Origin of the sequence: Calothrix sp. NIES-3974, from assembly GCF_002368395.1 — a bacterium.
Lineage (GTDB): Bacteria > Cyanobacteriota > Cyanobacteriia > Cyanobacteriales > Nostocaceae > NIES-3974.
Genome location: NZ_AP018254.1, coordinates 58431 through 71065 on the forward strand (window position 1 = coordinate 58431; position 12635 = coordinate 71065).

Annotated in this window: 9 protein-coding genes; 6 read left to right on the top strand and 3 right to left on the bottom strand. The window is 42.4% G+C overall.

What is annotated here, in order from left to right:
• Positions 1–77: 77 nt before the first annotated feature.
• Positions 78–1406 (top strand): esterase-like activity of phytase family protein, encoded by a 1329-nt coding sequence (locus CDC37_RS00225; protein ID WP_096619873.1) that lies wholly within the window; start codon positions 78–80, stop codon positions 1404–1406.
• A gap of 72 nt (positions 1407–1478) precedes the next feature.
• Here the strand turns inward: CDC37_RS00225 and CDC37_RS00230 are convergent, their stop codons facing one another.
• Both CDC37_RS00230 and CDC37_RS23815 read right to left on the bottom strand, forming a co-directional pair.
• Positions 1479–2606, bottom strand: a complete 1128-nt coding sequence (locus tag CDC37_RS00230) for a DegT/DnrJ/EryC1/StrS family aminotransferase (RefSeq protein ID WP_096619875.1) — start codon at positions 2604–2606, stop codon at positions 1479–1481.
• Between the two features lie 47 nt (positions 2607–2653).
• Positions 2654–2866 carry a hypothetical protein gene (locus tag CDC37_RS23815; protein ID WP_157780602.1) on the bottom strand — a complete coding sequence of 71 codons (213 nt, stop codon included), beginning with the start codon at positions 2864–2866 and terminating at the stop codon, positions 2654–2656.
• Positions 2867–3735: 869 nt separating this feature from the next.
• On the opposite strand from CDC37_RS23815, the gene CDC37_RS00235 reads away from it, so the two are divergent.
• The 3 genes from CDC37_RS00235 to CDC37_RS00245 all read left to right on the top strand — a co-directional run bounded on the left by CDC37_RS00235 (position 3736) and on the right by CDC37_RS00245 (position 6557).
• Entirely contained in the window at positions 3736–4227 is a 492-nt protein-coding gene (locus tag CDC37_RS00235; protein ID WP_096619877.1) for an LptA/OstA family protein, read from the top strand.
• A 22-nt stretch (positions 4228–4249) separates the two neighbouring features.
• Entirely contained in the window at positions 4250–4978 is a 729-nt protein-coding gene (gene lptB, locus CDC37_RS00240; RefSeq protein WP_096619879.1) for an LPS export ABC transporter ATP-binding protein, read from the top strand.
• A gap of 409 nt (positions 4979–5387) precedes the next feature.
• Positions 5388–6557 (top strand): LptF/LptG family permease, encoded by a 1170-nt coding sequence (locus CDC37_RS00245; RefSeq protein WP_231943167.1) that lies wholly within the window; start codon positions 5388–5390, stop codon positions 6555–6557.
• Between the two features lie 280 nt (positions 6558–6837).
• On the opposite strand, the gene CDC37_RS00250 is transcribed toward CDC37_RS00245, so the two are convergent.
• Positions 6838–9285, bottom strand: coding sequence for a CPBP family glutamic-type intramembrane protease (locus CDC37_RS00250; RefSeq protein ID WP_231943168.1), 2448 nt, complete (start codon positions 9283–9285; stop codon positions 6838–6840).
• Between the two features lie 473 nt (positions 9286–9758).
• Between CDC37_RS00250 and ribH the strand changes: the two genes are divergently transcribed.
• Positions 9759–10328 (top strand): 6,7-dimethyl-8-ribityllumazine synthase, encoded by a 570-nt coding sequence (ribH, locus tag CDC37_RS00255; protein ID WP_096619885.1) that lies wholly within the window; start codon positions 9759–9761, stop codon positions 10326–10328.
• Positions 10329–10654: 326 nt separating this feature from the next.
• Positions 10655–12382 (top strand): 2-succinyl-5-enolpyruvyl-6-hydroxy-3-cyclohexene-1-carboxylic-acid synthase, encoded by a 1728-nt coding sequence (menD, locus tag CDC37_RS00260; RefSeq protein ID WP_096619887.1) that lies wholly within the window; start codon positions 10655–10657, stop codon positions 12380–12382.
• Positions 12383–12635: the final 253 nt, after the last annotated feature.

Sequence of the window (12635 nt, forward strand, 5' to 3'; positions counted from 1 at the left end):
GGAACGTGGTAAAAATTGGGAAGCCGTATGTAGCACGTCTACACGAGCAATCCAAAATCCACAATCCCAAATTCAAAATGGTACTACGTTTTCCGACAAAACTCACCCTTGCTTGTGTTTTCTGGTTATTATTTCAAGTCTCAGCCAAAGCCGGAGAGTTGATCGGACGGGCTATATTAAACGCTGACACCTTTGCCGTTGGTAGCACCTCCGGTCAATTTAAACAAACCCAGCGATCGCTCCCTTTTCACCATGCTCAACCTGTACAGGGTTTTTCGAGTGTGGAACCGGGTCCGCGTCCAGGTACATATTTTGTGTTGTCGGATAATGGTTTCGGTAGTAAAGCCAATTCTCCCGATTACCATCTGCGAATTTATGCAGTGGAACCGGATTTTCGCAATGGACAAGTGTACCCAGTACATGTGAAAACCGGAGACCGTTTACCTCGGTTTAATCACGATAGTTTTATCGAGTTTCGGGATTCCCAACGGCAAATATCCTGGGGAATTATTGCCGATTCTCCCAACTATCCCCAAAGTCAAATTCCTGTGAGTCCCTGGATTCGCAACCAACGGGTGTTAACTGGGGGAGATTTTGACCCAGAATCCTTCCGTCGAGTGAAGAGTAGCTTTTGGGTTGGCGATGAATTTGGTCCCTTTCTGCTCCATTTTCACCCCAGAGGAGAGCTTTTACAACCACCAATCCCCATTCCCAATTTAACCCAGGTTGGTACAGCTACAACAATTCGCTCCCCCGACCATCCGGATTTTGTCAACTTGAGTCGAGAACAACGTCAACAACAAGCAAATTTACCTGGTTCCGGAGGACTTGAAGGGATGGCAATTAATCCGGCGGGTACAAAATTGTACTTGATGTTAGAAAAAACTTTAGTGGGAGATAAACCGAAAAGGTTACTTATATACGAGTTTGATTTAACAGCACAAAAATTTACAGGTCAGGTTTTTCAGTATCAATTAGAGCAGCCCCACTATGCCATCGGTGAAATTACTGCCATTAACGACCGGGAATTTCTGGTGATTGAGCGAGACCATCGACAGGGAGACCCGAACCATCCAGGATTTAAACAACCAGCCCAATTTAAACGTATTTACAAAATTAATCTGAATCAACGGGATGGAGATGGATATGTCAGTAAAAAGTTATTAGTGGATTTATTAAGAATTGCTGACCCCAGGGGTATTGGAGGGAGAGCAACGAAAAACGGTATTTTTACCTTTCCCTTCGTCACCATTGAAAGCGTTCTTCCCATTGACCGACGGACTTTATTGGTAATTAATGACAATAACTATGCGGATAGTGTCGGTCGCGACCCAAAGCAGGTTGATAATACGGAATTTATTTTGATTCGTCTTCGTCAAGATTTGGATTTGGAGGTAGGGAGATAGGTAATAGTCTGAATGTAATCTTACACTAGAATAACTCCCTACTTCCTGTAGAGACGATCCATCGGGTCGTCTCTACTCCCTGGAAAAACCTTTAATCGCCGAAATTACCCGGTCTTGTTGCTCCATCGACAATTCGGGAAACATCGGTAAAGAAACCACTTCATGACAAATTTGTTCCGATACAGGTAATTGTCCGGGTTGATATCCCAAGTGTTGGTACACAGGTTGGAGATGTAAAGGCATGGGATAATAAACCATTGTATTTACACCTTGGTCTTGTAGCTTTTGGCGGAAATTATCCCGTTGACCATCGATTACCCGAATGGTGTACTGATTCCATACGCTTTCTCCACCGGGGTGTTGTTGCGGTAAGATAATACCTGGAACTGCATGGAGATACTCTTGATAACGCTGGGCGATCGCACGACGTTGTTGGTTCCATTTATCTAGGTAGGGTAGTTTGACTTTGAGTATTGCAGCTTGAATTGCGTCCAAACGACTATTAATGCCAACTTCCTCGTAGTAATAACGGTTACGCTGTCCATGTTCTTTGATCATCCGGATTTTGGCTGCTAATTCTGGGTCATTGGTGGTAATTGCTCCCCCATCTCCAAAAGCACCCAGGTTTTTAGTTGGGTAAAAGCTAAAACAACCCACATGGCCAATACTCCCAACTTTTTTCCCTCCCCAAGTTGCACCCGTTGCTTGGGCACAGTCTTCAATGATACTTAAATTATGGGTAGTAGCCAGTTGCATAAGTGCATCCATATCCACCGCTTGTCCAAATAGATGCACAGGAATAATTGCCTTGGTTTGCGGTGTAATTGCGGCTGCAACTTGGTTAATATCCAAATTGTAGGTAATCGGATCAATATCAACAAACACTGGAGTCGCACCAACTGCACTGACAACCTCTGAAGTCGCAATAAACGTAAATGGGGTCGTAATCACCTCATCCCCTGCTCCAATACCCAATCCCCGCAAAGCCAAAAATAGGGCATCCGTACCAGAATTGCAGCCAATCGCCGTGGAAACATGATGGTAGGTAGCAAATGCTTGTTCAAACTCTGCTAAAATTGGCCCGCCAATATAACGTCCTGATGCCAAAATATCCAGAACTACAGCACTAACTTCCGGTTCAATCACCGCATATTGGTGACGATTATCAAACGCAGGGATGGAATTGAGATGTTGAGTCATAACTTTTCGATTTAGCTTGGCTTTCTTGATTGGGTGTGAGATTGGGTTTATTGGGATTTTGAATGAAATCTGGTGTCGGATGCTGTTTGCTGAAATACGCTTTGATAGGCGATTTTACTTAATTTCGGGTCTGCTGTTGGCGCAGTGCTAGCTGTAAAAATCTTTTGGTGGAGTTCGGGAACGGGAAATAGAGGAAAAAGAATAGCCTTAACCTTGATTCCCATTTGGAGCAGACTCCAAAAAGTGACAGATGCAGCCAAAATAGTCTCAAAAGCTTACAGTATAGGAGTTTAACTATTTTTCAGCAAGTCCTATTTGATGAATCTGGTGGTTTACCAGACCTTGATTTTTCGCATTTTGTTCAAGTATTGAAACACCACGCAAGTTTATCTACATTACCAACCAAGAAGCCAAGACGCAAATAATGGTTCCGAGGTGGTTTGGAGAAGAGGTTTTCACCCTAATTTCCATTCCCCCCCGATAGGATATTGGTCAAGTATTAGTAAATTCTTGATCAACCACTTTTTGAAGACAGTCAATAGGCTCAAATGTGATACTGGTCGTTATCAACTGCTCCTGTACAGACGCGACGGGTCACGTCTCCTTCGATTTTCTTCTTCCTGGACAGACGACCCGACGGGTCGTCTCTACTTCGGCTTTGAAAACATTCTTTTATACCATTTCACTCACATTTTGATACATTTTCTCCCCCTGCTCTCGAAAGCTCTCCTCAACGTATCAACTTCAAAGTAAAACGGTATTAGAGGGAAACCCGCGCAGACGAAACAATTGCTTTGAGTGATGCGTCGTTTCTGCTTGATGATTTAGCCATTAAATCGACCATCGATAATAATTACGAGCTTGTTGACCGCTAACAGTTAACATTTATAGACGTAGATGTGGGTAGTGCGGCTTCTTGTAGAGAAGCCTTCCTATCGGGTACAGTCATCCATCAAAAGTAGTGAATACACAACTTAAATTGGCAACAGCTTATTATTAAAGATGGTGAAGTTTTGTTTTAAAGGATGGCAAGATCACAAATGTATTCAGAAGCAGTATGTATCCTGTATTCTGTCAACCGTATTCTGTCTTCTGTATCCTGTATTCTATTCCTGATATATAAAAAAATATGAAATACTGGTATCAAATTACTCGTAAGTCCCTATACCGTCTGAGTTTAGGATTATTAGTACCAGCAGTGATGATTGGTGCGATCGCAATGGAACCGAAATCAGAACCTGTCCATGCACAAACGGCAAATCAGGGGAGACCCTTACAAATCAAGTCGGATATTCAAGAATACGACGCGAGAAACCAAATAGTCACAGCACGGGGTAATGTACAAATGCTGTATGCAGCAAGAGGAATAAAAGCTACAGCTGCCCAAGCTCAATATTTTAGCCGAGAACGACAAATTGTGCTGAGTGGGAATGTTTATATTCTTCAAGCGGGAGGTAACAGTATTCGCGGTGAACGGGTGACATATTTGATTGACCAAGGTCGATTTATCGCTCAACCTCGGCAAAATCAACAAGTGGAATCGATTTATTTCGTGGATGATGCCAATATTGCTCCCACTGGAAACAACACTCCCCCCCAAACACCCCAATTACGACGTTAACTTTGAAGATAAACAGTGAACCGTGAAGATTGTTTTAGAAAATATTCAAAAATCCTACGGTAAAAGGGTAATTGTCAACCGCGTCAATGTTTGTGTTGGTCAGGGGGAGGTGGTTGGCTTACTCGGTCCCAATGGGGCGGGGAAAACCACCACCTTTTATATTACCACCGGGTTAGAAAAACCTGACCAGGGAAGGGTGTGGTTAGATAATCTGGATATTACCTCCCTACCGATGCATCGACGAGCAAGACTAGGAATTGGTTATCTTGCTCAAGAAGCTAGCGTTTTTCGGCAGTTGACCGTGCGGGATAATTTACTATTGGTGATGGAGCAAACCCAGGTTCCGCGGTGGGAATGGGCTATGCGGATGGATAATTTATTGCGGGAATTCCGCTTAGAAAAGGTGGCTAATAGTAAGGGAATACAGCTATCCGGAGGAGAAAGACGACGTACCGAATTAGCGAGAGCTTTAGCTGCTGGTCGCGAAGGTCCAAAATTTTTGTTGCTGGATGAACCCTTTGCTGGGGTTGATCCGATTGCGGTGGCCGAAATTCAGCAAATAGTGGATAAATTACGCGATCGCAATATGGGTATTCTCATTACTGACCACAATGTGCGGGAAACTTTAGCCATCACAGACCGCGCTTATATCATGCGGGAAGGACAAATTCTTGCATCCGGTGGTGCTGACGAACTGTATGCTAATCCCCTTGTGCGTCAGTACTATTTAGGTGATAATTTCCAAGCTTAATCTGGGAAGAGGGAGTAGAGACGACTCGGTGGGTCATCTTACGACTCGGTGGGTCGTCTTTCAGGGAGTGGGAAAATCAACTACTTCCCAGATTGCTATACTGGGAACGGTTGGTTTTTCGTGATGATTTTTTTAATTTTTATTTAATATTTGAATTTTATATATACCAAAAAGGGTGAGAAATTAGACTTTCCAAATTCCCCTGGGATTATTTGATATAGCTAACCGCTTGCAGTAACATCAACCACCAATACTGAGAACTGTGAATTGAATCTGATACCCATTAAGGAGGAGTAATAATTCGGTCAAGACAAAATTTATGACCCTGAATACCTTTTATTTATTTTATTCACTTTATTTATTTTCTCATTTTCTCTAACTTTCCCACTTCAGCTCACACCAAATTTCAATGGCAAAGTTCAAGTCGCTATATACCCTTAACTCCCTAATTCCCTTCTCGCGAATGGATCGATATTTATTACGCGAGTTACTCCCACCTTTTTTATTCGGTGTCGGTGCATTTGCTTCCCTGGTTTTGGCAATCGATAGTTTAATGGAATTAATGCGTAAGCTAGTGGAATCTGGTTTACCTATTGGTGTAGCAGTTAAAGTCGTGTTTTTGCAACTGCCGAAAAGTGTGGTATTTGCCTTTCCCATGTCCACACTGCTAGCAACTTTGATGACCTATAGTAAACTCTCTAGCGAAAGCGAATTAATTGCTTTACGTAGTTGTGGTGTTAGTGTTTACCGCATGGTCGTGACGGCGGTGATGTTAAGTTTAATGGTTACGGGGTTAACGTTTGTTTTTAATGAACAAATTGTTCCTGCGGCTAATTTTGAAGCTGCGACAACTTTGGATGCAGCTTTAAAATCAGAGCGACCAAGTTTTAAAAGGGAAAATATTTATTATCCCGAATATCGGCAATTTCGCGATGAACAAGGTAATAAACAAAGGATTCTTACCCGTCTATTTTATGCTGACCAATTTGATGGTCAACGGATGAAAGGTTTAACAATTATTGACCGCTCCCAGGAAGGTTTAAATCAGATTATTGTTGCGGAGTCCGGTGAGTGGAACCCTACGGAAAATATTTGGGATTTCTATAATGGTACAGCCTATCTTGTGTCTCCAGATCGTTCCTATCGCAATATCGTTCGCTTCCAACATCAAAAAGTAGAATTACCCTCCGCACCTCTAGATTTAGCCCAGCGTAGTCGTGATTATGAAGAAATGAATATTGCCCAATCCCTGGAGCAGTTAGAATTGGAAAGGTTAGCTGGTGACGAACAAAAAATTCGCAAACTCAAGGTAAGGATTCAGCAAAAAATGGCCCTTCCCTTTGCTTGTTTGGTATTTGGTTTAGTGGGTTCCGCAGTGGGAACAATTCCCCAAAGAACTGGGAGAGCAGCTAGTTTTGGTTTAAGTTTGGTGGTAATTTTTACTTACTATTTAGCTTTAGTCACCACCCGTGCTTTGGGTGATGGGGGTATACTTTCCCCGATTGTTGCTGCTTGGAGTCCAAATGTATTTGGGTTAACTGCTGGATTGTTTTTATTGGTGAGAATTGCGAATCGGTGATTTTCAAGGGGTAGGGAGTAGTTTTAACCCATCAATTCTACTTTTCATTGGTTCCCAAAAATTACAGATGCAAGGTTTTGCTGCGAAGTTTTTTCTTACTCCCTACCTGTACAAATAATTTTCCAAATCAAAGCGGATTCCTATATTCAGGATTGAAACTAAAAATGAATATTTTTTTTATCTCAAACCGATGTCAAAATGTTGGCGACACATTTAGAAGATGAGAGGTAGCAATGCTATGTCTCTACAAAATTTGTATAGTCTTCCCAAATAATTCCTATTAGGAATTGGAAAATTTTCCCATCCCTCCCATAAAGACTAACCAAACCATAACAACAATCCAGTGGATGAAAACGATTGTCCAGAGGGAACCAGTGAGTGCGTAGGTGATGGTGCAGGTGATTCCTAATAATGTTGCTAAACTGAAAAATATCGGGTGAGAAAATATCGCTCTAGCTGCTAAAGATAAATATTTAGCGGTGATTTGATGATAAATAATAAATAAAAATAAACCGAAAATCCCCCACATTCCCCATATATACCAGTTGGTGGTTTCGATGGGGTGGGGTAGTAATAAAACTCGAAAAAATAGCTCTTCTAATAAAGCTGGTAAAAAGAGACAACGTAGACTAAGTAGAAGTTTTTGTAGCCAATTCCCTGACCAATATTGAAGGTGGAGAAAGTTAAATTTAAAACCGATGGGAATGGTGATAACAGAGAAAAAGATTAACGCGATCGCAACAATTCCCAAGTCCCTGGTTGTCGGAATTAATAGGGAGGCTAACAAACGATTGAGAAGAACTGGTAAGGGGGAAATATCGGTTTGTGGTATTTTAATTTGTCCAAAAAATACCGTTGGTGCGAGGGGTTTGATGGTTGATTGCCAACCACCCACCTGATTGGTACGGAGGAATTGGAGGGTGGCTCCCTGTTGCAGAAATATACGGGCAATGTCATCATGGGATTGACGGGGCATCATTGTTCGCCATGTGGTCAAACCAGCCCAGATACTGCCATCGCGAAAGGGTTGAATGTCTTCTCCCCTACCCGTACCTGCAAGCATACTTGCTTGACTTTGCCAATCTGCACGGATAATTCCTAGGGGTGTGAGTTGTTGTTCTAGGGATTGACCTAATTGGACTAGCTGTTGGAAGCGTTGAGTTTGCGGGTGGTCAGGATTGGTTTGTAACCAGGTTTGAATTTGGGGGTTGGTAGCGATTTGCTGTTTAATCACCTGAATGGTGGCATATAGTGCTTGATTAGAATCTTGAACACAGGAAGTTGCTGGTGATACCGTTGCTCCCCCCGTACCATCACCTGTACGATAACGGGCGATCGCAATTTGTAATTGTTTTTGGAATTCTTGGATGGGTGAGAGTTTCACTCCGTCAAAATCGTAATCTTGGGTGACTGGTGCAAATTTAATCAGAACATCGGAGACGGGACGGGTATGTAACCATCCGTGTTGTAGATTTCCCATGTAATAATCCCAGTTGTGGATTCCGGAGATAATTCCATCGGGATTATGGGCATAGATTTGATAATATTTAATATCAAAACGTAACTTATTGGTAAATTCATCCCGAATCACCTCAGCAATCCCAAAGGCAAAGTGTCCAGTAATAGTTTCCACTACCCCCAAGGGTTCGGCTTTTTCTCCCCCAATTCCTCCAAATAGGTGCAGAACAATGGCTTTATCACCTTCTTGCCAAGTAGTTGCGGATTGGTCGTCGGGTAAAACCAGGACTGTATTTAATTTTCCTTTTTGATTAGGAGTATTGCGCCAATTGAGGTGTTTAATATAATTAATGCCTGCTTCCGTACCGACAATGGTTTGCCGGGGTGAAAGAGCAAACAAAGTAGCAGGTACGATCGCTCTAGCAACAAAAATATTATTGACATCCTTAGCTCCGTAGATATACCAGCCATCCGTACCCCCAGGGGATTTTTCTATCTGTCGAGGTGTGGAAGGAGCGAATCCCCTGGTATCGATGGTTTGTTGGGGTATGCGGATGATTTCTGTAGTTCCGTCAAATTTTTGGGAGGTGGGGTTGTAATGTTGAACAAGAAAGTATTCCGGGGATGGCTTTTGATGGGATTTAGCAGAATTCTGGAAAACTGGTGATGGAACAGGTTTAATAATTTTGACTAAACCATAAAATCTTGCTGCTACTAAAACAGGTTCACTATCAATTTCTAAGATGGGTGTGTTCGTTTTCGACTCTGCATCCTGAATTACAACCGTATTTCCCCTGAAAGCGACAATTGCATCATCCAGGGGATTTGCACCAGCAAGGGAACGTAATACCCCCACATTTCGCACCTGATTTAATCGGGAAGGGTGAATAATTCCCTGTTGTTGACTTTGAATTACCGACTCTGAGAAATTAATATCCCTCCTCACCCCTTGTAAATAGGTCTCCAAATCCGGATTTTTTTGCCATTGCAACCGCACCACCTTCCCCACTAAACCGCTTGCAGACCCTGGAGCAGATTCCACCTCCATCCACACCCAATCCAAACCATCCCCTAATTCTTCCCTTGTGGGGAGAATCAAACGACCAACCCAGTCAGCAACAGGTTTATAATGGGAACCAGGATTTTGATTCAGGGGATAAAAACCAGATTGATTAAAATCCCTAGCAATATGTACAGCGTAATTACTTTGCTTGGCTTGCGATCGCGCTACACTCACAGACAACAACCAAATTAGCAAAATAGTCAGCAAAATGAGTATGCTAAATCGCAGCGATGGTTTTCGAGTTACAGGAAACACAGTAGATAGGAGTAGGTAGTAGGTAGTAGAGACGTAACATGTTACGTCTTCAGTTAGTACAGAGACATAACCATGTTACGTCTTCAGTTAGTACAGAGACATAACATGTTAAATCTACTAGACAGGGATTTCCAATCCCCTTGTGGACAGCAAAGTAGTTGAGTAATACCAATTATTTAAAATTAGGCAATAGTATAGAATCGACAAAATCCTTACTATATCTAGCTTTTTGAATTGCGTAGCTTACTTCTCCCCAAGGGTATCTAGGTAAACGCGTAGCAGCTTGCCTTATACTATTACGAATTAGTTCCCTGTCTCCTCCCCTCACAAACACGAAACCAGAAAATTTACAAATCCACCCGGTTTTTTCCTTATTGATAGAAATATATAGTTGCAGAAAGTCTAGAATTTATTTTGAGGCAGTCATGGCAGTTTTCGAGGGAAACTTTACTTCCAGTCAATCACTACGGTTTGCCCTGGTTATTGGTCGTTTTAATGATTTAATCACCACAAAATTACTCGAAGCGTGTCAAGATTGTTTAAAGCGCCACGGCGTTGATGTCAATCCCCACGGTCAACAGGTAGATTATGTCTGGGTTCCCGGTAGCTTTGAAATTCCCCTAGTTGCGCGTCAACTAGCCCTTTCCCAAAAATACGACGCAATCATTTGTCTGGGTGCGGTGATTCGCGGACAAACACCCCATTTTGATTACGTATCGGCGGAAGTTTCCAAGGGAATTGCAGCAGCGAGCTTTCAGACAGGGGTTCCTGTTGTCTTTGGTGTCCTCACCACAGATACCATGCAACAAGCCCTAGAAAGGGCTGGAATTAAAGGTAATCACGGTTGGGATTATGCCATGACCGCCTTGGAAATGGCAACCCTCATGCGGCAAATCCGTAAAGGTATGGGTAATAATGCATACCCCAATCCCCAATCCCTCCCAGCATCCTTTACTGCTAATTACGACTCGATTGCAACTGAGTCAAAAGAGTAATACGATTTTGGATTGTGAAAGATTTGCTGTATAACCTTGTTATATCGAAATCTGCCTCAATCATTTTTAGGTATTGCTGAATTTGGGCATGAATTATATTTGTTTAGGTTTTGTATTAAAACCAAAATCACCGTAGAGACGCGATATATACCGTAGAGACGCGATATATACCGTAGAGACGCGATATATCGCGTCTCTACACAATGTCCAATTTTCAATTCATATTTTTAGCAACGCCTTTCAAATATCCAGTAAATACGACCCGTAGACGCGCTAAACGCGGCTTCTCCTAGAGTAGTCGCTTCTTCTGTCTCCTGTACTCTCAAATGAATTTTCGTAATGTCAACGAAGTTTGGGGATATGTCTTTGCGGAAGTGTTGTTTCGGTTGGGTTTGCGAACTGTGGTGATTTGTCCTGGGTCGCGTTCCACTCCGTTAACGATGGCTTTCGCTGGACATCCGCAAATCGAGGCTATTCCTGTGTTAGATGAACGTTCTGGGGCTTTTTTGGCTTTAGGACGGGGTTTAGTGACGGGTGTACCAACAGCTGTGGTTTGTACTTCGGGAACCGCGGGAGCTAATTTTTATCCTGCGGTGATTGAAGCGTCTGAAAGTCGGGTTCCGCTGTTGTTATTAACTGCTGACCGTCCCCCGGAATTACGGTTTTGTCATTCTGGACAAACCATTGATCAAGTAAAATTGTTCGGTAATTATCCGAATTGGTATGGGGAGTTAAATATCCCAGGGGTTGACCGGGAGAATCTCACCTGTTTACGTCAGACGTTGGTTTATGCTTGGGAAAGGTGTTTATTGCCGATTCCGGGGGTGGTACATTTAAATGTTCCCTTCCGTGACCCCTTAGCACCCGTTGGAGATGGGGTGGATTTAAGAGGGGTGGAAAAGGTTTTAGATGATGACTTTTTTCAGCATTTAAATTTACAGGATGTTCCCGTTAACTTTCCTACTAAATTACCCCTATCTGTAGTTGGGGAGTGGAAAAAAGTTCAGCGAGGTATAATTATTGCCGGAGTAGCGCGTCCCCAACATCCGGAACAATATTGCCAAGCGATCGCGGGTTTTTCTCGATTTCTGAATTTTCCGGTTTTAGCTGAGGGTTTGTCTCCAGTTCGCAATCACGCAGATTTGTTTGATCATCTAGTTTGTAGCTACGATTCAATTCTCCGTCGTCCCGATTTTGCCAATTCGTTAGTTCCAGATGTGGTGATTCAGGTTGGTGAGTTACCAACTAGTAAGGTGTTGCGTGGATGGTTACAAAAACATCAATGTCGAACCTGGGTAATTGACCCAACCTATCACAATTTAGATGCTTTACATAATCCCACCACCCATTTACGAATTCATGTAGAGGAGATTGCATTACCAGATATCGACACAGATAATTCGGGTGCTGATAACTTTGATTACCAACAAAAATGGTTAGAATTAGAGTTCAAAACTCAGCAACATCTTCAGCAAATTATCTCCCAAACCACAGATTTATTTGCAGGAAAAGCCCCTTGGTTACTATCCCAATATTTACCACCAAACACAAATATTTTTATTGCCAATAGTATGGCTGTGCGGGATGTGGAGTTTTTTTGGCAACCGAATTCCAGCCGCTTGCGACCCTTTTTTAATCGCGGTGCTAATGGGATTGACGGGACTTTATCCACAGCTTTAGGTGTTGCTCACCGTCAATCCAGCAGTGTGTTATTAACTGGTGATTTAGCCCTATTACACGATACCAATGGGTTTTTAATTCGCCACCAATTTATTGGTCATCTGACAATTATTTTGATTAACAATAACGGTGGAGGTATTTTTGAAATGCTACCTATTTCCCAATTCGACCCCCCCTTTACCGATTATTTTCTCACCCCGCAACAAATTGATTTTTCCCTACTTTGTCAAACCTACGGGGTCGAGTATCACCTCATTACATCTTGGTCAGATTTTCAAACCAAATTAAACCCTTTACCAACCCAAGGAATACGTGTGTTAGAGTTACCCACTAATGGTAAATTTGATGCAAATTGGCGCAGGGAATATTTATAGTAGAGACGTTGCAATGCAACGTCTCTACATTACGATTAATTTTGGTTTTAATCATGTTCAAATTCAGCAACACCGGAAACGCTACACATCACAAGAGGTTTTCAATTCAAAACCCTATTTAGGATATATATCTGTTGATAGAACACAAATAATCTCCAGAGTTAATTCCAACTATAACACTGACCCCTTGAGATAATCCATCTTGGTTCTCTGGGTAGAGCAAATAATCTCCTGACTGCCTTTACTATAAGCT